Consider the following 21,043-nt stretch of genomic DNA (forward strand, 5'->3'; position numbering starts at 1 on the left):
TTTACACCCTCTTGTTTTATGAAAAAGTGTTCATCTGGGAAGCCCTTCAATAAATTGTTTGAATGAGATTAACCATTCTTGCTGTTCGTGCTTGTATGTTGATTGAATTGGCACAGGTACAACTAATTGCAGTCCTTTTTCCTTCATTTCGTCTGTCTGATCAGAGGAAACAGAGGGTTCGAGGGTAATCAGGTGTTTTTGAGCTATTCTGTTTGCTTCGGCAAGAATTTGTCTCCAACGCTCTTTACAGGTCGTTTTTGCACCTAGCATCTGTAATTCAGATTCGGGATACTGAGGGTCAAGATACGCTACTTGGCTTGGGAACAGGAAGTCAGGCTTCTGTTTTCCCTCGGTATGTACCCCACGCTCATATCTGACTCTATTCTGGCGCAGTATCTCTTCTATGTGGTTTTCAAAGGCATGGCCGACTCTGGACTTTCTGCGATTCTGGATGCTGAGTGATATTTTGATGAACTCATCTACATCGACCCCACTTTCTCCAAATCCTTTTTCAAGCTGCTTCTGTACAATAGCTCTCTCAAGCAGTCGAAAGATATGCTCTTCATCATTCATCCATTGCAGTAGTGCAGAGTCTGGATCATCTTCTATTGAGACATCTGTATTACGTAACGCGCGAGCGAAAGCGGAGAATTCTTTTGTCGATGGAAATTTATTGCCAAACTTTGAAATCAACTGATCAAGTAGTACATCATCACCTTGCTTGCGTATATCAAGCTCTATACCGTACCGAGCCAGCATCAGTCTGATGGGAGCTGCAATGGATGAGGTCTCAATATGAACTTTGCGGAATTTCTCATCCGCAGTTCTTTCACTGGCACCAAAAAGAGCTCTGAGCTGTAGTTCAGCCTGACTGCTCTGTGGGCAAAACATCATCAGTAGAGTTCTGTCATATGTCAGTGCAATCAGCATCATATCAGAAGACTGAAACCTGTCGGTTACTTCATTACCGGGGTAATAAAGTCGCCACTCTGGTGATCGCGTGGGATCATCATAGCGTGTGTCATACCAGGAAACTTTATCCTCGCAGATAATTGGTTCATCGCTGAAGTCATCAAGATACATCATTACAGTATGAAAATACTGCTTGGATCCGTCATCAGGCATGCCGAGCGCATTGCCAAACCCACTGGGTCTGACAAGGCCGCCGATCTCGTGTTGATTGGACTTTTCAGGACTGGCATCGACTGCAGTAAGATATTTGAGTGCGGCCGCTGAAAACACATCTGTTAGTTTTTCACCTGAATCAGTGACTCCACCCACCCCAACCTGAACGGATAGTCGTCACTGCTAAAATTGCTCTTTAACAACAGATCTTACCCTGACAGATCGTCTGTCCGTACTCATACGATGACCGTCACCAGCAGTGGTGAGTCATTCACTGTGTGTTTTTTGATCGACTCTGATGACCTGGACACAACCTGTTCTGGTCGAAGACCCTGTGATTAGTTTCCGCTGTATCAGATCAGTCAAATGGCAGTATACACCCGGTGGAAGGCCTGGTACCCCGGACAGTGCTGACCAAACCGAAGTATGAGTTGTCGTCCGCTGCGAAGCAGTCGGCAAGCCATGTACATCAGTTCCTGCATCACGGTTTTCAGACGGCGGCGTTTGGCCTTATGGCGCACAGGCGAGTCCTGCTGCATCAGGCCCCGCAACCCTATCCAGCGCAGGATGTTGTAACCCAATACGGCAAAGGCCATCACCAGGTCATTGGTATCGAACTTGCCGGATGGCAGACGCTCCAGGTCCAGATCGGTTTTGAACTCACTATGGTACTGCTCACTGGTGGCATGATCCTGATACAGCCTGATAATGGTGGCATCGTCAGCCTGATCCGAAGACAACGAGGTAAGCCAGCCTTCAATACTAATCTGAGGCTCCAGAAACATCTGCCCTTTGGCATCACACTGACGGACGGTGACCTTGATGACACGACGGGTTTTGTCAGCATCATCCAGTAATTGAGAGAACACGGCGTCCATCTTGCCCGCCCGACGATGTTGCCACTGGGCCTTTGCATTGGCCTCATCGTACCACTGCCAGAGATCCTGCTGACGGGGGTTCCATTTGATCAGGAAGTCAATGTTGTGTTGCTTGAACCACGTGCGATTCTCAGCGGCATCATGAGCACTGTCGAGCCGTACCAACAGAGGCTGATCGGTCAATTGCCGGGCTCGGGGAATGATGCGCTCCAGAACCTGAATAAACTCATGATTGGCATGTTGACTGCCTGTGCGGAGCTCGCATCCCAGACACCAGCCTTCCTGACCAAGATAGGCGGCTATCGGCGCATAGCCGTCATAACCCTTATAGGTATAGGACACGCCTTCCTTCTGGGTTTGACTGTTATCCATGGGAAAAACATCCATATCCAGCGGGATGTGGCCTGTCGATAGTCCGGTCAGAGGTACGGTGGCGTTCTGCATGAACTCGACACTGGCAGCATCCAGCAGGGGGATCAGGGCTGGAGCGTCTTCATCGAATCGCTGACGCAATCGTGCTGAAGAGGGTGATTGTTTGACCCCCATCGCCGCCGTGAAATAGGGGTCATGGCGTGTCTGCTCAACGGCCTCAAAGTCACTTTTACCCAGGCAGATGAGGCCAAGGTAGGTCCGGATAAGATCCATGTTGGCAATACCATGACGTTTGACGATGCTGCGAGATGTCTTGTGCAGTGTCGTCAGATGGTTCAGGCAATGCCCTACTAATGCCAGGCCTCCATGTGGGGTGATCACGTCTGTTTTGGACTGTTCAATCTTGAATTTGCGCATGGGCTGACACCACTGACTGGGTGAATGGAAATCAGTGGCTATTTTAACGCTGGAAGCCTTGTGATTGCAGGGGGTGAGGCATTATATGTGACTGCGAAGTCACGGAATCAGGTTTCAAACATCCCTGTATCTCCAAATGAATATCATCAGTTTCTTTCATAGTGTAAGTCCGATTATCAACGATGTTCAACATCTATGATGTGTACCAGACACGTAGACAGTAACTACTTCCGATCTGGATCAAGTCAATCGGGCTAGGTGAGTTTGCGTATCAGTAGTACTCGTGATAAAAACTGTATATAAATACAGCTATGTCTTGATTTGTGTATCATGTGTGACTATATTTGATTAAAGTGTGATGTATCATCACTTACTTAACCCAGAGGTGAATTATGGAAAATTTATCGGTATTGGATGACAAGGATGTGCTCAGGCAAATTTCCTCGAAAGTGGCCCCCCCAGATCCTCTCGTTATAACTCCTGAAAATGTTGTTATTTACAGAACAAAGGTGGCGCAGCTCTGGATAGAGGAAGACATTCGTCGTGGAGTCTTGCCTGCTGATCTCGGCTCGCTTTCTGATGCACATGATTATGTTGATTCGAATATGTATCTTCTTGAAGAAGGTCACCCATGTCCGCGTGTCGGTTCTCTGCTGGAGTGGCGAGAGTGGGATTTCTGGGCAGTTTGTCACCACTCTAATCTGGTCATTGATGCATTGAACGATTGGCTGAGAAATGGCCATAGTGGTGATGCCAGTGAAAATCTGAAACTGCAGTCATAAAAAAGCTTGCATGTAAGCGGAGTTTTCACTGAAAATCGATCTTTCTGTGTGACTCCTGATCACTAATTTGACCCAGAGAGCATGCATCATGAACACAATGGCACAGCTGAACCTCATGAATAGCTTTTTACCAGATCAGAATCTAACAGCGATCAATCAAGAGATGCAGCTACTGCGTAGAGTCTCTGAAATCTATGACCAGAAGTATATAGCGGAGGTACTGGGCAATGTATCAAATGGTCGCTGGACACGAGAGACAATCAACCGCGCCTTAAAAGGAAAAGCATTACCTCGCATATCTTTCACCGAGTACAATGCATTGAAGGAGCTTCTGCCGGGAAGACCCGAACATTACGATAATCCAGCGTTTCGCTTCATCGACCTGTTTGCAGGGATCGGCGGGATTCGAATTGGGTTTGAGCAGATAGGTGGCAAATGCGTTTTTACTTCAGAGTGGGATAAAAATGCGCGTCGTACTTATCTTGCCAATCACTATTGTGATCCCGAAGAGCATGTATTCAACCATGACATTCGGGATGTCACTCTATCCTGTAATCCGCTTGTAACCGATGAGCAGGCGTATGAGCATATTAATCACGTTATCCCTGATCATGAGGTGTTGCTGGCAGGCTTCCCATGCCAACCTTTTTCACTTGCGGGCGTGTCGAAAAAGAACTCACTTGGCCGTAAGCATGGGTTTGAGTGTGACACGCAAGGAACTTTGTTTTTTGATGTTGCGCGGATCATTGCTGCGAAGAAGCCAGCTGTTTTTCTGCTGGAAAATGTCAAAAATCTGAAGAGTCATGATAAAGGGAAAACCTTTCGTGTCATCTGCGATGCCCTTGATGAGCTTGGCTATGAAGTGGCCGACATGGTTACATCAAAAAAAGGTGATCCTAAAGTCATTGATGCCAGAAATTTTGTTCCTCAACACCGTGAGCGAATAGTCCTTGTCGGATTCAGGCGGGAGAGAGATATCCATCAAGGATTCACCCTTAAGGATGTTGATCAGTTTTATCCGGAAAAACGTATCAGTTTTGGTGATATTCTGGACCCTGATGTTGATGAAAAATATATCCTCACACCAAAGCTTTGGGAGTATCTGTACAGATACGCTGAAAAGCATCGTGCCAAAGGAAACGGCTTTGGTTTTAGCTTGACTGGTCCTGATGATGTTGCGAGAACGCTATCTGCCAGATATCACAAGGATGGCTCTGAGATCCTGGTTGACAGGGGATTTAACCCTGCAAGTGACTTTCACTCAGCGGAAAACATCAGAAACAGGCCTCGCAGGCTAACGCCAAGGGAGTGTGCACGTTTGATGGGTTTTGAAAAAGTTGGTGAAAACAAGATGATTATTCCTGTGTCTGATACACAGGCTTATCGTCAGTTTGGTAATTCGGTGGTGGTTCCGGTGTTTGCTGCAGTGGCTAGATTGCTGAAAGATCGTATACCTGAAGCACCGACTCAGTCGTCAGTTTCAGTATGTGAACAGCACCAGATCCCTATTCCACTCTAATCACCCATATTTCAGCTCTGCTTTGCTTGTTGTTAGCAGCTCAGAGCAGAGCTGGGTATGGGGTGGGAAGAGAGGTAATGTAATTGCTGTGATGGTTGCAAATAATCAACAGGTTGGTCTGTATGATTGAGCGTCAACATGTCAGTTCGACCCGATCCAGAAACATGTCAGCGATCCGAGGTAAAGATACGAAGCCTGAAGTTCAGGTTCGTCGCTTTCTTCATTCCTGTGGATTCAGGTTTCGTCTCCAATCTTCAAGGTTACCCGGGAAACCAGATCTGGTACTGAAAAAGTATCGTTTAGCTATATTTGTGCATGGCTGTTTCTGGCATCGTCATGCTGACTGCTTTTATACCAGCACACCAGTAACAAGAGCTGATTTCTGGAACCAGAAATTTTCCCAGAATATTGAACGCGATAGAAAGGTCAAAGAGCAATTGTTGGCTGAGGGGTGGCGTGTTCTTGTTATCTGGGAGTGTGGGATGAAATGCCTGCATCATGAAATGCATGAATTATCATCTCTTATCAATGGAAACGAATTGTCTATGGAGTGGCCAGCGTTACCACCAAGGCAGCGTTCTTAGGTGTGCTGGGGCTGAATTTATATTACCCCAAACGCTAGATGTCAGGTTTCAGCTTGACACATAGTGTCTCAATCACATAAATTCGCCCCTTCGATTATCTCGATCTCCAAAAGGTCGTACTTGCACGCGGGTATGCGAGTGCAGTAAATCGAAAAGGTACCAACAGGGCGGCATGAGAGCAGCACGATATTTGAGCCCGTCATTTGACGTCTCATAACCGGCTGCAAAAAAGGATTTGTTACACCATCAGGGATGAAATGCGATGCACTTTCGACGTCACACCTATGTCTTTAAATCAGTAGCCAATATCAGACATCCTGAAGCACTCAGGGTGCAGTGATGTTTTCTCAACAACCCCGCCTGCTATCCATCGACAGCCCCCTGGGCAAAGACACGCTGCTGCTGACCCGCCTTGAGGGTGAAGAAGCGATCTCGAGCCTGTTCTCATTTGAGATAGAGATGTACTCGCTCCGTGAGACGATCGCTCCCGCAGAGATCGTGGGTAAGAACGTCACCCTCAAACTGATGAAAGCGGATGATCAGGGCCTCAAAACCGATTCCCACACGGTGATCAACGGCTATGTTCGACAGTTTCGGGGCGATGGCAGCCAACTGCACGACCTGCGCTGTTACTCGGCTGAAGTGGTGCCCTGGCTCTGGTTCCTGACCCAGACCAGCGACTCCAAAGTCTTCCAGCACAAGGATATCCGCCAGATCGCCAGCGAGGTGTTTGCGGCGAACGGCTTCACGGATTTTGAGTTCCGCCTGATCGGCCAGCATCCGGTCAGAGAGTATTGCGTTCAGTATCAGGAAAGCGACTTCACCTTCTTATCCCGCCTGTTTGAAGAAGAAGGCATTTACTACTTCTTCAAACACAGCGAAGGTCAGCATATCCTGGTGCTGGCAGATCACAGCAGCGCCCCTGAAACCTGTGAAGAAAACCAGGTCAGCTATCGCACCGGCTCGCTGAGCCCGCACCATATTCACAGCTGGTCACACCAGCACGCGTTTCGTACCGGTCGCTATGCCAAGCGCGACTATGACTTCAAAAAGCCACCTGATCATATGCTGACCGGTGTACCGGCCTCGATGGAAGTGCCGGGCGTGACCCGCTATGAACACTACCTCTACCCCGGACGCTACGACAACAAAGGCTTCGGTGAGAACCTGACCAAACTGCGTATCGAGCACGACGAAGCGCTGCATGATCACGTGCTGGGCAAAGGCATCTGTCGCACTTTCCGTACCGGCCACACCTTTGATCTTACCCGACATGACGACACTCCGGGCGAGCTGAACACCTACCTGCTGATCAGCATTCAGCATGACGCCTCCGACTACAGCTACACCAGCCGGGATGAAGAGACCCGTGGCTACGAAAACCGCTTTGTCTGTATGCCCGCCTCTCGCGTGTATCGCCCACCGCTGAAAACCGGCTGGCCGAAGATGCTTGGCCCGCAACACGCCGTGATCGTGGGGCCAGCGGGAGAAGAGATCTACACCGATGAATATGGCCGCGTCAAAGTCCAGTTCCCCTGGGATCGCTACGGCCAACACAACGAAAACAGCTCCTGCTGGGTGCGTGTCAGCCACCAGTGGGCGGGAAAAAACTGGGGCTCGATCTACATCCCGCGTATCGGCCAGGAAGTGATCGTCGACTTCTACGATGGCAACCCCGATCGCCCGATCATCACCGGTCGCGTCTACAATGCCGAGCAGATGCCTCCGTGGGGCCTGCCGGCAAATAAAACCCAGAGTGGTATCCTCACCCGTTCCAGTAAAGAGGGTACCGCTGAGAATGCCAACTGGATCCGCTTTGAAGACAAGATGGGTGAAGAGCAGCTCTTTATCCATGCGGAAAAGAATCAGGATATCGAAGTTGAAAACGACGAGACCCACTGGGTGGGCCGGGATCGTGAGAAAACCATCGACCGTGATGAAACCGTACACATCAAACGTGACCGTACCGAGCGGGTGGATAACAATGAAACCATCAGCATCGGCAATGACCGCACCGAAGATGTCGGCAACAACGAAACCATCAGCATCGTTAACAACCGCAAGGAAACCGTTGGCGGCAACGAAAAGGTCTCCATCGCCAAAAACCTGACCCATAGCGTCGGCCAGACCGAGATGAAAAGCGTCGGCTTGATGCGTTTCCAGGCGGTGGGCCTGAACGAAACCCTCACCGTGGGTGGCATGCAACAAAGTCTGGTGGGTTTGTCGCGCATTCAGAAAGTGGGAGGCAAAGACAGCCTTAAAGTCGGCAAAACGCTGAGCATTGATGTCGGTGAGAGAATCGAAATGATGTGTGGCGACTCCAAGATCGTCATGACCACCAATGCCATCTACATCGACAGCCCCAATGCAAACCTGCTGGGCGGCAAGCGCATCAATATCGATGGTCGCGTGGTCAACATCAACGGGAGTGTAGCCTCGGCTGCGAGTACTGAGGGGCCGGATGAGCCGGAAGAGGCGTCGCTGATACCGACGTCTCCTACAACTGGCTCTCCTGTGCAATCGTCCTCCCTCATTAAAACTACTGTGGCAACAAGCGCACCTGAAACCCACTTAAACATCAGTCCTTTCAACCCTGCAAGTGCTGGTTCAGATTCAGGAATACCTATTCCAACTTTCCTGACGACAGAGGGAGGAGAGGGCAGTTCAAGTGTGGGGCAGCGAGCGAGTGACATTATCTCACCCCAAGAGCTTCGTGGACCGGATGTTGGTATCATCGCTCCTCCTGCGGATAATTACTTTCGTGATACCGTCGAGGGGCAAGTCAGTAATTTCCTGTTCGGAGATCTTGCAACGAATGCTGCAGATCTGTGGCGCAACACCTTTGGTGATGAGCGTTACACTGGGATCAATCCTTTGACAAAGGAAAATCAGGGCTACACGAACCGGGCAGACCGTTTCTTTTCTATCTTGCCTATTCCGGCTGCAAAGACTGCTGGGAGTGTGGGGGATCTTGCCAAGACTACGGCGCGAAGTGGTAGTGTTGTTCCAAGTAGTCCAAGTGCTTCATCTGGGGCTACATCGCCGCTTGGTAGTAGGCGATTACAGATGAATCAGCCAGAGAATCCTAGTTATCAACCTGTCCGAAATGTGTCAACTAACATTAATGGGCGGGATTATTCAGGTCACTCAATTGATCGTATGCAAGATCGCGGTATCATGCCAGAAGTTGTGCGAAATACAATTGATACTGGTTCATCAAGGGCCAGCCGCTTAGGGACTACAATTCACTATGATGAGGCAAATAATGTTTCGGTTGTAGTGAACGCGCAGGGCAAGGTGGTAACTGTCAGATATGGACAATAAGATGAATTTAATGACTTTTCGCGAAGATGCTTTGTTAGCAGTAGAAAGTGTTTTTGCATTTTCTGATTTTACTAGACGGGCTGAGTCACTCTGTGATGAGTTGGAGGGCGACGCGGACCTTATTCAACGCTACAAAAAAGCATGGTTTGAGATGGAGATAGTAAATGGGGTGGCTTTAGGTGAGTGGGAGGATGATGGGCGGCCCCTGATCTGGATGGAAAAGTGGAATGCAAAATATAAAGAAGATGCATTAGAAGTGATACATGATTTGCTGTTAGTTGTAAGTGGTAGATAATGCTGTTCCAAACAGTAGCCTTCCTACTGATTGCGTTCTTTACATGCAATTGTATCTATGAGACCTCTATTGGAGACGATTATGTTTGGGTGATGGTAGTCGAGACTGTAGGTCGATTTATAAACGTCAAAATGGTGAAAGAGTAACTGCGGCAAGGGGTTTAAGCATAATAGATGTGACTATCCATCCAGTTGTTTCCTATCGATCTGATGTGAGTCATTTGGAATCTCAGGTATCACACTGTGTCGAATTGCAGCAGATTAGTTGGGGTAAGGGAATGCGCTCTTCTAATGCGTACAATAAAACTGACTGACAGCAAACAACCGAACTCAGGAAGAGCCAAACATGAAAATCCAGTTCTATAGCGCCCAAGCTTACGACCGCACCTTTTTCGACAAGGCCAATCAGCACATCGGCTTTGCGCTGAGTTACCTCGATACCCCTCTGAATGCGAAAACGGCCAGCCTTGCTGCCGGGGCGCAGGCGGTGTGTGCGTTTGTGAACGATACGCTGGATGAGGCGTGTCTGTATGCGCTCAAGCAGCAAGGGGTCAAGTGGGTGGCGTTGCGTTGTGCCGGGTTCAATCAGGTGGATCTGGAGGCTGCTGCCGAGTTGGGTATCCGTGTGGTCAGGGTGCCGGGCTATTCGCCGGAGGCGGTGGCAGAGCATACGCTGGCGTTGATCCTGACGCTGAATCGTCATACGCATCGTGCTTATAACCGGGTGCGGGAGAGTAATTTCCAGCTCAACGGGTTGCTCGGTTTTAATCTGCATGGCAAAACGGTGGGGCTGATCGGCACGGGCCAGATCGGTTTGGCAACGGCGCGTATTCTGCGTGGCTTCGGTTGTCATCTGTTGGCATTTGATCCTTATCCATCGGCTGATTTTGAGGCGCTGGGAGGCTCTTATGTAACGCTGGATGAGCTCTATGCCCAGGCAGATATCATCAGTCTGCACTGTCCGCTATCGCTCGAGAATCATCACCTGATCAATGGGGCGGCGATTGCGGCGATGAAGCCGGGCGTGATGCTGGTGAATACGTCGCGCGGCGGGTTGGTGGATACTCGGGCAGCGATTCTTGCGCTCAAATCTGGTCAGATCGGTTATCTGGCACTGGATGTGTATGAGCAGGAGAGTGAGTTTTTCTTCCGGGACCTATCGGATGAAATTATGTCTGATGATGACCTGTCCCGTTTAATGACCTTCCCGAATGTGTTGATCACGGGGCATCAGGGGTTCTTTACCGAGGAGGCCCTGACCCAGATCGCTGAGGTTACCTTGAGCAACCTGCAGGCGTTGAGTGAGCCAGTAGAGTGCGTGAATGAGATCAACGCGCACCCCATCTGACTAGGGTGTTATGGTGAGGAGTTGTATAGGGAGCCGCTTATATAGAGGAACGTATATGCTGGGTGCGAAGTAGTCATCCAAGATGATTTGGCAAACTGTTTAAATCAAGTTATAGTCCCGCCGCTGCCATCCAGGACAAAGGCAGGCTCATGTAGAATTTAACATAGAATTCAGCATGAGTTTTTATCAACAAGGAGCGTTTCATGGGCAAGCCCACCGCACGTTTAGGCGCCAATCACACCTGTCTGGTAATCACTGCTGCAGTGGATTTATTACCGGCCATCTCGGTACATCATCAAACTGATCTACTCATACGAGTAAATGTTCTGGAGCGAAGCGCTTCCGGCTATGCGTTCGTTCGCGATGATCGAGCTATCACGCCGATCTGACTAGAGGTGATGTGCTTAAGCGACTGGCGCTTGACTACGGTGTTTTATGTTTATAAATGGATTAATGGAAAAAGGAGCTACATAGATGTACGTAAAAAAGAGATCTTCCAAGTTGGCTGGACTGGCAATGGCGATGGTATTGGGTGGTGCATCGCTGACCTTGGTTGGATGTAAATCATCGGATCTGAACCTGCAAGGCATGGTTTCAGCAGGTCAGGGAATGTTTACGGCAGCCACTTTGACTGATGAAGATATGAGACAACTGGGTGATCAGACAATCGCACAGCTGGATAGCTCGAATCGCGTTGCGTCTTCTCAGAGCGCTTATGCAAAGCGGTTAGCCAGATTGGCCGCACCGTGGCAGCGAGTGGATGGTGCTGCGCTGGAGTACAAAGTCTATCTGGACTCTGAGGTGAATGCTTTTGCTGTTCCAAATGGTTCCATACGCTTCCACAGCGGTTTGCTGGATGAGATGACAGATGATGAAGTGCGTTATGTAATTGCGCATGAGATCGGACATGTTGTGCTGGGCCATTCAAAAACGGCTTTCCAGACAGCTTATGCCGCATCATCTGCGCGCCAGGCAGTTGCGGCGAGTGGTCAGTCAACAGCGGTTGCACTGACCTCATCACAATTGGGTGATCTGGGTGAGAAGCTGGTTAGTGCTCAGTTCTCTCAGCGTCATGAGAATGAAGCGGATGATTATGCGATCAAGCTAATGGCTAAATCCAATCATGATCCTGCCTCTGCTGTCAGCGCTTTACGTAAAATCGAGCGCAAATACGGCAATCATCGTAGCCTTTTTGCAAGCCACCCAGCATCGGGTGATCGCGCCAAGCGACTTGAAGCACAAATCGGCGGTTAAGCCCTGATTGCTGAGTAGCTGGGGGATAGGCATTCGTATCCTCCAGCTATGAAAATGGGGTAGACTTTCATGGCCAAGCTGTACTTTTAAAATGCTATTGTCAAATCTGCGGTATAGCAATCAGGCGGCATTATGAATAGCGGCATTATGAATAGATAGCGTCATGAATAGATAGCGTCAGGATGCATATGAAGAGCTCAGTCAATCATGGAAAAGTCATCGTTGCGTTCTTTGCCGCTACGCTGGCCTCTGTGCTTGCTCTTCCGGTGTTTGAGTGCGCAGTTGGCCTTATTCCAGGCAGTGGTTACCATTGCGGTGAGTCGTTCATCGCAGTGCTGCTGATTGGCCCCTTTATAGCGATACCCGCCATTTTGTTTGTTGCGCTTCCTCTCTTTCTTGCAATGCAAAAATGCCGATGGACGGCTTGGTGGCAGATAGTGCCCGCCGCCAGTGTAGCGAGCATTGTCGGGTTCCTGTTATTGAGTCCTGTATTGCTGTTTGGTAGTTTCTCGGCCATATACGCTAGTGCTTTTGTTGTCCTCCCTGTTTTATTGGTGATTGGGCGCTCTCGATCCGTTAACTGGTGGCGGATAACGTTAGGCGGCTGTATCGCAAGTGCCGTTATTATTCTGGCTGTTGTAATCGCACCACTGAATAGGCTGGATACTGGCCTGATTGGGCTCTTTGGATATGTCGGGGCCTGTGCCGGAATCGTGTTTTGGCTTGTTGGAGTACGTGGTAATTTCAATACACAGCAGCCTGATGATCAACCATGAACAGGCAGGTGTTGTACTTGTTGTGGTATAGACTGCCTTTCAGGGGGCAATCCAATGATTGATCAGCTTGAAATTCATCACCTGCGTACCCTGAGTACTCTCTTTAAATATGGCACGCTGTCAGCTACGGCTGAACAGCTGGGCCTTTCTCAGCAGGCGGTCAGTCAGCAGCTGAAAAAGCTTCGGTTGATTCTGGGTGATCCATTGTTTTCTGCTACGGGGCAGGGCATGGCGCCAAGTCCTTATGCCCGCAGTATTCAGCCAATGATTGATTCTGTGTTGCAACAGTTGCAGCAAATGCCTCGTCCTGCAGATATCGATCCGCGCAGTGTATCGCGTAGCATGGTGATTTCGGCAACAGATCATGCTCAAAAAGTTGTGTTGGCGAGCCAGCTGCAGGCGATCAGGAGCTTCGCTCCCAAGCTTAAGGTGTTGGTGATCCCTATCGAAAGTGCAGGCCTTACCCGGAGAATGCAACTCGGTGAGATAGATCTTGCACTGACGACGGCTGGGTACGTTCCAGATGGATTATTGTCCCGCCCGCTGTTTGTCGAACGCTATCTTTGCGTCACTGCCAACGAGGCACTTCGCCGAACCGAACCTCTGACGCTCCAGCAACTGGTGGAGTATGATTTTGTTGTGACGTCTCCCGGTACAGCGGGTTTGTGTGGCTCAGCAGCAGACTGGTTTGAGCAACAAGGATATCCCCGTAATGTTGTTATTTCTTCACCGTCTTTTTTAATGACCCTGGAGCTACTCAGGCAGATAGAGCTGGTAGCGTTTATCCCTGAAAGGATGTTGCCGGTGCCGGGTCTTTTCGAAGTTCCGCTGGAGAAGTATCCGCCTGGCTTCGAGGTGGTGATGGCTTGGCATCCCAATGCAGGGCAGGATCCGGTGCTGAACTGGCTGATGGAACAACTGCAGCTTGTAGCGGCTACAAGTACGGCTTGATGGGCAAGGGGGGCTGATGCTCTTAGACTGACCGGACTGTTTATCAAAAAACGAGGTCATCATGAGTATCATCAAAATCAATCCGCAATCGCTTTATGATGGGGCTCCTCATGGTTTGTCACATGCTGTGGTAGATGAAGTATCGGGGCTGGTTTTTATTTCAGGTCAGGTTGACTGGACACCGGACTATCAGGTCAAGAGTGGTGACATAGGCGAGCAGACCCGCAATGCCATTAGTAACCTGAAAGAGGTGCTGGCCGAAGCTGGCTCTGATATCAGCCATGTTCTTCAGCTGCGTGTTTATGTGCGCGGGGAGTTGGCTGATCACATGGAGAATATCATCCCGATCATGGTGGAAACTTTCGGCACTACGCGCCCGGCTGTGACCGGTGTTGGAGTCAGTTCATTGGCGTCTCCAGACACACTGGTAGAGATTGAAGCGGTTGCTCGGGTAATAAGGGCATCGACCTGAGCTGAAAGGTTTGCTCATCAGGGAGGGTGATCAAGCGTTTATCCGCAACCTGAGTGGCGGTATATTTGAAGTGAGCGTTTAAAGTAACCAGGAGGCAGTAATGGACGCAATGTACAGTGGCAGCTGTTTATGTGGTCAGGTTCGGTTTGTCGTTGAGGGGTTCAGCTCGCAAGTTGCAAACTGCCACTGTTCGATGTGCCGTAAATTCCACGGCGCAGCCTTCGCGACCCTGGTGAGCGTCAGTGGTCTGAGATGGGTGTCTGGCGAATCTATGCTGAAGCATTATACGGCTGGCAACGGAACGGTCAGAAGCTTCTGTTCGGAGTGTGGCTCGAGCTTGGGCTTTCGTGGAAAAAACCAGCCGCTATCGGCGATTGAGATAGCTATCTCCGCGTTTGATGAAGATATCCCGGTTGAAGTGGATGCCCATATTTATACCAACTACAAGGCATGCTGGCATCACATAGCTGATGAGCTGCCCGCCTTTGGAGAGGGGCGTGAGTGACTTTTTCCCATACTTGATATTCAGGTGCTGAACTCCATGCCGCATTTGCGCTTGATCCTTCTGACCTCGCTGGCCATGATCGCATTTGCGGGGAACTCGCTGCTGTGCCGTGTGGCGCTTTTACAGACCGATATTGATGCGGCCAGTTTTACCACTATTCGATTGGTGTCTGGCGCAGTCACGCTGTGGCTGATTGTCCGTATGCGTCAAGGTGAACGGGCTGGAGGTGGTAACTGGTTATCAGCATTGGCGCTGTTTGTGTATGCGGCAGGCTTTTCATTTGCCTACATCAGTCTTACGGCTGCGACCGGTGCGTTGCTACTGTTTGGTGCCGTTCAGGCGACTATGATCAGCTATGGTTTCTGGAGGGGAGAGCGTCTGTCAGCCCTTCAGTTGGTTGGCTTTTTGCTGGCTCTTGCCGGGTTGGTAGGGCTGCTGTTACCAGGTTTATCAGCACCACCTCTGGCGGGTTCTCTGTTGATGCTCGGGGCAGGAGTCGCTTGGGGTATCTATTCTCTGCGCGGTAAGGGTGGTGGTGATCCCACGCGCGTTACAGCGGGTAATTTTCTGCGTGCAGCGCCGATTGCTGCAGGTTTGAGTCTGTTGATGTTGAGTCGTTATTCTGTGGATATGGCCGGGTTCTGGTATGCGGTGGCGTCTGGTGCGCTGGCGTCTGGAATCGGTTATGCGATCTGGTATACAGCCCTGCCTGCCTTGCGGGCCACCAGTGCTGCGACGATTCAGCTCAGTGTGCCGGTCATTGCTGCACTGGGCGGAATTGCCTTTCTGGGCGAGAGTCTCTCACTGCGCCTGGTGCTGGCATCGGTGGCGATCCTTGGTGGTATCGCGCTGGTGATTCTGGCTCGTTCATGTGAACAGGGGGTGTAGTTTTATCAGTTCTCTTCTATTTCCACTCTTGAGTTCTCAATATGTCCTGAGTCTTTTTCTCGCTCAAGAGTCTGAGCATTTTATGACCTGCAATATCAACTTGTGCTTTTCAGGCTACAGCGTGAGCTACCTCTTCAAGTGATTTGACAGACGCCAGCCGACTGTTATCGGCATGCTCAACTTCCCACACATCAAATCGAGTCTGCATGTTCAGCCAGCTGGCCACAGACGTGCCGGTGGCTTTGGCGATCCGCAAGGCCAGTTCCTTGCTGCAGGCCGTATGACCGTTTATGAACAAAGACAGATGTTTGCGGGATACACCCATTGCCTTGGCCGCAGCGGTTACACTCAACCCCAATGGATTGAGCACATCAGCTTTAAATACTAGGCCAGGATGGGCCGGTTTACGGGTACGAATGCGAGTCACGCTACACCTCTCAGTGGTATTGCTCATAATCCACGACAACGGCATCGCCATTGTCAAACTCAAAGGTAAGGCGCCAGGCTCCCGATACATCAATCGCATACCGCCCCACCATTTTTCCCTTCAGCGGGTGTAGGCGATAATCAGAGGAAGGTCGGTGGCTGGATTAGCGATCAGCGTTGGGCTCATCCGGGCTAAAGCTGAGGATGTCTCCCGGCTGACACTCAAGTATCTGACAAATCCGCTCCAGTGTCGAAAAGCGCACTCCTTTGACTTTACCGGTGCGCAGCAACGATAAATTCTGCTCGGTAATTCCGATCTCATTAGCGAGCTCTTTGCCGCGGATCTTTCGTTTAGCCAGCATGACATCCAGATTGACGATGATAGGCATTTCACACCTCTAGATGAATTGCTTGTTTTCACTCTCCAGTTGGCTACCCTTGATCAGTAGATCGCTCATGACCCACAGAAGCATAGCTAAGGCTATCACCTTAATTTCACCACTGCCGAGTGAGATAGAGAGCATCTTCTGGCCAGCAGGATGATTCATTGAGAGCAATAGGCTGGAAAGCGCGTAGTGTAGAGGTTTGGCGAGTGCTTGTGCAAACAGAAGTATTGAAAACAGTCGCAGATTGCGGCTGTTGCTCTGGTTAAAGTGTTCTCCTTTGGCGAAGTTGCTGAATGCGCGGCGCAGAAAATAGAGCCCCCACAATCCGACAGCAAGGTAAAGCAGGGTTAACAGCCATAAGCCATACCATTGCAACGAAGTAACTGTTTGCCATTGTATGGGCAGGCGGAGCTGATTCTGTGCCAGTGTTGCAAAGAGATCAATATTGAAAAGAAAGAATAAAGTGGTTATCGGGGTCAGTATGAGTAGAACCCAGCAGCCTCGGGCGATAAGTAGTGAAAAGTACTGAGCCATCAACTCTCTCCTTGACGTGATTGTTTAAGGATAATAAATTATCGTTTTATGATAATTTAGTCAAGATGATATTGCGACGGACGAAATAGGGGATGGTCATGAATAGATTTCTGTTATTGCTGCTATTATTGCTGAGTGTCGCTGCGTGCAGTAACCAGGCGATGTATGACACTATGCGCCATTATCAGCGTGATGCCTGCAATAGAGAAGTGCCACCGCAGTATGCTGAATGTATCGCGCAAACAAAGAAACCCTATAAAAAATATAAGCAAGAACGAAACGAGTCATTAGAAAGGGAATAGATCAGATGAAGAGTGCTCAACAGTTCTGGGATAAAGCGGCTTCACGCTATTCCAGAAGTCCTATCAAGGATGAGAAAAGCTATCAGAAAAAACTTGAAGTCACTCAGCAGTACTTCCGTCCCGATTGGTCTGTACTGGAGTTTGGTTGCGGCACAGGAAGCACCGCCATTATTCATGCCCCCCATGTTAAACATATTCTCGCGACTGATGTTTCGAGCAAGATGTTGGAGATCGCTGAGCAAAAAGCGCGGGATGCAGGGGTTGAGAATGCCAGTTTTCAGCAGGGTACGCTGGATAGTCTGGAGTTGGAGCCGGAGAGCTTTGATGCTGTTCTGGGGCTGAACATACTGCACCTTCTGGAAGATGTCGAATCGGCAATTGCTCGCGTCAATCAACTGCTTAAGCCTGGTGGTGTTTTTGTGTCCAACACTGCTCTTATAGCAGAAATGAAGTTCTATTGGCGATTACTGATCCCGATCATGCAGCGCCTGGGATTGGCCCCGCATGTGAGTGTCTTTTCGAAACAGGCGCTTGTGTCCATGTTGAGTGATGCTGGCTTCAGTATCGATTACGAGTGGCAGCCGGGGAGTGAGTGGGTTTATATCGTTGCCCGCAAGAGTGCTTGAATCAGCCCTTTTCGATTTGTGAAAACTATCAACTCACGCAGGGCAGGTCCGTCCAGCGGGTCGTATAAGCCGGGGAGCGGTGTTCCTGTTTCATCCGCCAGGGTTGCTGGCAGCCCTGACGTGCGAAGTGGATACGGCCTCTGCCAGTGAGGTTGATCCGATCGAGCACGGTCATCAACGCCTTGCTATTGGCGGGTAGTGTGCTCTTGCTTTTGAACAGATCCGGCTGATAGGTACCGGGGGCAAAGAAATCGCCCAGCATGACGCCTGCTTTGGCGTAGTCGTAGCCATCGCGCCAGATCTGATCAAGCAGCTTCATGCAACTATCCAGCAGAATACGGGTATCGTCGCTGGGTAGATCCAGTTCCAGGCTGGCCGATTGCGCATAGTAGGGCTGCCCGGGAGTAAACGAGCTGGTGCGGATAAAAATACCAATCCGCCGTGCATAGCGTTGTTCCAGACGTAATTTCTCGGCGGCTCGGCCTGCATAGGTGGCGATCGCTTCACGCATTGGTTGCAGCGTGGTGATACGCTCACCGAAGGAGCGCGAGCAGAGTATCTGCTGCTTGGTTGCAGGGCTTTCATCGAGTCCGAAACAGGGGGTGCCGTTCAGTTCATTGATGGTACGCTCCAGAGTGACAGAGAAGCGTTTACGCATCATGCGTGGATCGCTCTGTGCCAGCTTCAATGCGCTGTCGATCCCCATCGCCTCAAGATGCTTGCTCAGGCGGCGCCCAACCCCCCAGACATTGCCAACTGGCATCAGCGACATCAGTTTTTTCTGACGTGCTGTGCAGCTCAGGTCCACTATGCCGCCAGTGGCTGGGTAGCGCTTCGCAGCTTGATTGGCCAGTTTGGCGAGAGTTTTACTCGGTGCCATGCCAACACTGACGCTGATACCCAGCCAGCGCTGCAGAGTATCACGTATCTGCTGGCCGAACTCAGGCAGCGGCAGGAGATTGCGCACGCCGGTCAGGTCTAGAAAAGCTTCATCAATCGAGTAGACCTCAACCCGTGGGGCCAACTCCTCCAGCACCTGCATGACTCGCGCAGAGATATCGCCATAGAGCGGGTAGTTGGATGAGAACACTACGATCTGATGCTGGCGTATCAGTTGTTGTACCTGAAACAGCGGGGCACCCATCGGCACACCGAGCGCTTTGGCTTCGGCAGAGCGGGCGATGATGCAGCCGTCATTGTTGGATAGCACAATCACCGGGCGCAGTTGTAATTTCTTGACCGTCAGCTCGGCATTGAAACCGGCGATGACGATATCGCCATGTTCAGCCTGCAGCGAGCGATCCATCACAAGGATATCTCCGGGAAAAATTCCAGCCTCGATCATGGAGTCTCCCTGAGCGCGCACGAAAAAAGTGGCAGCGGGTTTCTGGATGCACAGTTCGTTCAGATCCAGCGTCCGTTCGATAAAGTCCTGTGCCTGCAACGCAATCAGGTTATTGGAAATCAGCCTTTGCTATTGGCCTTGTCCCGCAGTACGAACTTCTGAATCTTGCCGGTCGAGGTTTTCGGCAGGTCACAGAAGATCACTTTTTTCGGAGCCTTGAATCGCGCCATGTTATCGCGGCAGAAGTTGATGATTGTCTCTTCACTGACGTTGCCTGCGTTGGGCTTCAGGGCGATAAATGCACAGGGCACTTCGCCCCATTTCTCATCCTGCATCGCTACCACGGCGGCCTCCAGCACAGCTGGATGGCGATACAGCACATCCTCCACCTCGATGGATGAGATATTCTCGCCACCGGAGATGATAATGTCTTTGGAGCGATCTTTGATTTCGACATAGCCATCGGCATGCCATACTGCCAGATCACCGGAGTGGAACCAGCCACCGGCAAAGGATTTATCGGTGGTGCCGGGGTTCTTCAGATAGCCCTTCATGACCAGGTTGCCGCGCATGAAGATCTCGCCGATGGTTTCTCCATCCTGCGGTACCGGTTCCAGCGTTTCGGGGTTGGCGACCATCAGCCCTTCCAGCATTGGAGCGCGTACTCCTTGGCGTGACTTGAGGCGGGCCTTTTCGGTAGCGGTTTTCTCATCCCACTCATCATGCCAGGCGCAGACGACGCTCGGGCCGTAGGTTTCAGTCAGGCCATAGACGTGTGTTACACGGAACCCCATCTGCTCCATCCCTTCGATCACAGAGGCCGGTGGCGCGGCACCGGCGGTCATCACCTTGACCTCATGCTGGATACCCGTTTTCATCTCATCCGGGGCGTTGTTCAGCATATTGAGTACGATAGGAGCACCGCAGAAGTGGTTGACCTTTTCCTGTTTGATCGCATCATAGATATGATCGGCGCGTACATGGCGCAAGCAGACACTGACACCGGAAGAGGCAGCAATCGCCCAAGGGAAGCACCAGCCATTGCAGTGGAACATCGGCAGGGTCCAGAGATAGACCGGATGGTGACCCATATCCCAGGAGACAATATTGCTCATGGCATTCAGATAGGCGCCCCGGTGGTGGTAGACCACTCCTTTCGGGTCGCCGGTGGTGCCGGAGGTGTAGTTGAGGGTGATCGCTTCCCACTCATCTTCGGGCATCTGCCAGACAAAGTCGGGATCGCCTTCGTTCAGTAGCGCTTCATAGTCTTTTTCGCCGATCAGTTCGCCGCCTTCATAGAAGGGGTCGTCGATATCGATCACCAAGGGTTTATTGGCCATCATCCTGACGGCACGCTGAATCACTTCGGAAAACTCACGATCTACAATGACCACTTTGGCTTCGCCATGTTGCAGGATAAAGCTGATCGCTTCGGCATCCAGGCGGATGTTGAGTGCATTCAGCACAGCACCAGCCATGGGCACGGCGAAATGGGTTTCGAAGGTTTCTGGCAGGTTGGGGGCCATGACGGCGACGGTATCCCCCTTGCCGATACCCCGTTTGTGCAAGGCGCTGGCCAGCTGGCAGCAGCGGCGATAGGTCTCAGCCCAGGTACGGCGCAGGCTCTGGTGCACAACCGCTGTTCTGTTAGGGTAGACATCTGCGGCACGGGTAATGAAGCTTAAAGGGGTCAGCGGGGTATAGTTGGCCTGGTTCTGCTCAAGACCCAGTGCATAGAGGTTGTGCTTATTCATTTTATTCTCCGGTATTTATCCCTGTCTCTGCTGCCAGCATACGTATTTCCCCTTATATGACAAGCTGTCAGTTAGTCTTAATAAGCAACTGATGTAAGGAGGATGTTGGGAGCGTGGGTAAAACGGAGGGACTGAAGCAAGGCGGTTGGATAACACCAGCCGGATCGTACCGGCCAGTGTC

General features: G+C 50.7%; 22 protein-coding genes and 1 pseudogene. 14 read left to right on the forward strand and 9 right to left on the reverse strand.

Annotation, left to right across the window (positions count from 1 at the left end; genetic code table 11):
- Window positions 1–30: 30 nt before the first annotated feature.
- Window positions 31–1,281, reverse strand: a complete 1,251-nt coding sequence (locus ACK3CJ_RS10465) for a type II restriction endonuclease (RefSeq protein ID WP_409526348.1) — start codon at window positions 1,279–1,281, stop codon at window positions 31–33.
- 206 nt (window positions 1,282–1,487) lie between these two features.
- Entirely contained in the window at window positions 1,488–2,792 is a 1,305-nt protein-coding gene (locus tag ACK3CJ_RS10470; protein ID WP_409524194.1) for an IS1380 family transposase, read from the reverse strand.
- A 392-nt stretch (window positions 2,793–3,184) separates the two neighbouring features.
- Between ACK3CJ_RS10470 and ACK3CJ_RS10475 the strand changes: the two genes are divergently transcribed.
- The 13 genes from ACK3CJ_RS10475 (at window position 3,185) to ACK3CJ_RS10535 (ending at window position 15,489) form a co-directional block, all read left to right on the forward strand.
- Window positions 3,185–3,574 (forward strand): hypothetical protein, encoded by a 390-nt coding sequence (locus tag ACK3CJ_RS10475; RefSeq protein ID WP_409526349.1) that lies wholly within the window; start codon window positions 3,185–3,187, stop codon window positions 3,572–3,574.
- A gap of 88 nt (window positions 3,575–3,662) precedes the next feature.
- Window positions 3,663–5,093 (forward strand): DNA (cytosine-5-)-methyltransferase, encoded by a 1,431-nt coding sequence (gene dcm / locus ACK3CJ_RS10480; RefSeq protein WP_409526350.1) that lies wholly within the window; start codon window positions 3,663–3,665, stop codon window positions 5,091–5,093.
- Window positions 5,094–5,215: 122 nt separating this feature from the next.
- Window positions 5,216–5,677, forward strand: coding sequence for a very short patch repair endonuclease (locus ACK3CJ_RS10485; RefSeq protein ID WP_409526351.1), 462 nt, complete (start codon window positions 5,216–5,218; stop codon window positions 5,675–5,677).
- A 339-nt stretch (window positions 5,678–6,016) separates the two neighbouring features.
- The gene (locus ACK3CJ_RS10490; RefSeq protein WP_409526352.1) at window positions 6,017–9,001 is read left to right on the forward strand and encodes a type VI secretion system Vgr family protein; all 2,985 of its coding nucleotides are present in this window, start codon (window positions 6,017–6,019) and stop codon (window positions 8,999–9,001) included.
- A 1-nt stretch (window position 9,002) separates the two neighbouring features.
- Window positions 9,003–9,296 (forward strand): hypothetical protein, encoded by a 294-nt coding sequence (locus ACK3CJ_RS10495; RefSeq protein ID WP_409526353.1) that lies wholly within the window; start codon window positions 9,003–9,005, stop codon window positions 9,294–9,296.
- Window positions 9,297–9,641: 345 nt separating this feature from the next.
- A complete protein-coding gene (locus ACK3CJ_RS10500) occupies window positions 9,642–10,643 on the forward strand; it encodes a 2-hydroxyacid dehydrogenase (RefSeq protein WP_409526354.1) in 1,002 nt (333 codons plus the stop codon).
- Window positions 10,644–10,846: 203 nt separating this feature from the next.
- Window positions 10,847–11,032: a hypothetical protein gene (locus tag ACK3CJ_RS10505; RefSeq protein WP_409526355.1), complete on the forward strand. Its 186-nt coding sequence runs from the start codon at window positions 10,847–10,849 to the stop codon at window positions 11,030–11,032.
- Window positions 11,033–11,117: 85 nt separating this feature from the next.
- Complete coding sequence (locus ACK3CJ_RS10510; protein ID WP_409526356.1) at window positions 11,118–11,897, forward strand: M48 family metalloprotease; 780 nt, start codon at window positions 11,118–11,120, stop codon at window positions 11,895–11,897.
- A gap of 188 nt (window positions 11,898–12,085) precedes the next feature.
- On the forward strand, window positions 12,086–12,673 hold the full coding sequence (locus ACK3CJ_RS10515) for a hypothetical protein (RefSeq protein ID WP_409526357.1): 588 nt from the start codon (window positions 12,086–12,088) through the stop codon (window positions 12,671–12,673).
- 54 nt (window positions 12,674–12,727) lie between these two features.
- Window positions 12,728–13,624: a LysR family transcriptional regulator gene (locus ACK3CJ_RS10520; protein ID WP_409526358.1), complete on the forward strand. Its 897-nt coding sequence runs from the start codon at window positions 12,728–12,730 to the stop codon at window positions 13,622–13,624.
- 61 nt (window positions 13,625–13,685) lie between these two features.
- The gene (locus ACK3CJ_RS10525) at window positions 13,686–14,096 is read left to right on the forward strand and encodes a RidA family protein (RefSeq protein ID WP_409526359.1); all 411 of its coding nucleotides are present in this window, start codon (window positions 13,686–13,688) and stop codon (window positions 14,094–14,096) included.
- A 100-nt stretch (window positions 14,097–14,196) separates the two neighbouring features.
- Window positions 14,197–14,601: a GFA family protein gene (locus ACK3CJ_RS10530; RefSeq protein WP_409526360.1), complete on the forward strand. Its 405-nt coding sequence runs from the start codon at window positions 14,197–14,199 to the stop codon at window positions 14,599–14,601.
- 36 nt (window positions 14,602–14,637) lie between these two features.
- Window positions 14,638–15,489 carry a DMT family transporter gene (locus ACK3CJ_RS10535; RefSeq protein ID WP_409526361.1) on the forward strand — a complete coding sequence of 284 codons (852 nt, stop codon included), beginning with the start codon at window positions 14,638–14,640 and terminating at the stop codon, window positions 15,487–15,489.
- 109 nt (window positions 15,490–15,598) lie between these two features.
- Here ACK3CJ_RS10535 and ACK3CJ_RS10540 read toward each other — a convergent pair whose 3' ends face one another.
- From ACK3CJ_RS10540 to ACK3CJ_RS10555, 4 genes are read right to left on the reverse strand one after another with little or no spacing between them, the layout of a single operon-like run.
- Complete coding sequence (locus tag ACK3CJ_RS10540; protein ID WP_409526362.1) at window positions 15,599–15,916, reverse strand: HigA family addiction module antitoxin; 318 nt, start codon at window positions 15,914–15,916, stop codon at window positions 15,599–15,601.
- A gap of 10 nt (window positions 15,917–15,926) precedes the next feature.
- Window positions 15,927–16,028 carry a hypothetical protein gene (locus ACK3CJ_RS10545; RefSeq protein WP_409526363.1) on the reverse strand — a complete coding sequence of 34 codons (102 nt, stop codon included), beginning with the start codon at window positions 16,026–16,028 and terminating at the stop codon, window positions 15,927–15,929.
- 51 nt (window positions 16,029–16,079) lie between these two features.
- Window positions 16,080–16,304, reverse strand: a complete 225-nt coding sequence (locus ACK3CJ_RS10550) for a helix-turn-helix domain-containing protein (protein WP_409526364.1) — start codon at window positions 16,302–16,304, stop codon at window positions 16,080–16,082.
- A 9-nt stretch (window positions 16,305–16,313) separates the two neighbouring features.
- On the reverse strand, window positions 16,314–16,835 hold the full coding sequence (locus ACK3CJ_RS10555) for a DUF2975 domain-containing protein (RefSeq protein WP_409526365.1): 522 nt from the start codon (window positions 16,833–16,835) through the stop codon (window positions 16,314–16,316).
- A 307-nt stretch (window positions 16,836–17,142) separates the two neighbouring features.
- Between ACK3CJ_RS10555 and ACK3CJ_RS10560 the strand changes: the two genes are divergently transcribed.
- Entirely contained in the window at window positions 17,143–17,763 is a 621-nt protein-coding gene (locus ACK3CJ_RS10560; protein WP_409526366.1) for a class I SAM-dependent methyltransferase, read from the forward strand.
- Between the two features lie 28 nt (window positions 17,764–17,791).
- Here the strand turns inward: ACK3CJ_RS10560 and umuC are convergent, their stop codons facing one another.
- The 3 genes and pseudogenes from umuC to ACK3CJ_RS10575 all read right to left on the reverse strand — a co-directional run bounded on the left by umuC (window position 17,792) and on the right by ACK3CJ_RS10575 (window position 20,862).
- Complete coding sequence (umuC, locus tag ACK3CJ_RS10565; RefSeq protein ID WP_409526580.1) at window positions 17,792–18,979, reverse strand: translesion error-prone DNA polymerase V subunit UmuC; 1,188 nt, start codon at window positions 18,977–18,979, stop codon at window positions 17,792–17,794.
- Window positions 18,968–19,231: pseudogene (locus ACK3CJ_RS10570) on the reverse strand (S24 family peptidase); the annotation flags it as partial. The gene umuC and the pseudogene ACK3CJ_RS10570, both read right to left, overlap by 12 nt.
- Window positions 19,228–20,862, reverse strand: a complete 1,635-nt coding sequence (locus tag ACK3CJ_RS10575) for an acyl-CoA synthetase (protein WP_409526367.1) — start codon at window positions 20,860–20,862, stop codon at window positions 19,228–19,230. The pseudogene ACK3CJ_RS10570 and the gene ACK3CJ_RS10575, both read right to left, overlap by 4 nt.
- Between the last annotated feature and the right edge of the window lie 181 nt (window positions 20,863–21,043).

Origin of the sequence: Nitrincola salilacus (assembly GCF_046271865.1) — a bacterium.
Taxonomy (GTDB): domain Bacteria; phylum Pseudomonadota; class Gammaproteobacteria; order Pseudomonadales; family Balneatricaceae; genus Nitrincola; species Nitrincola salilacus.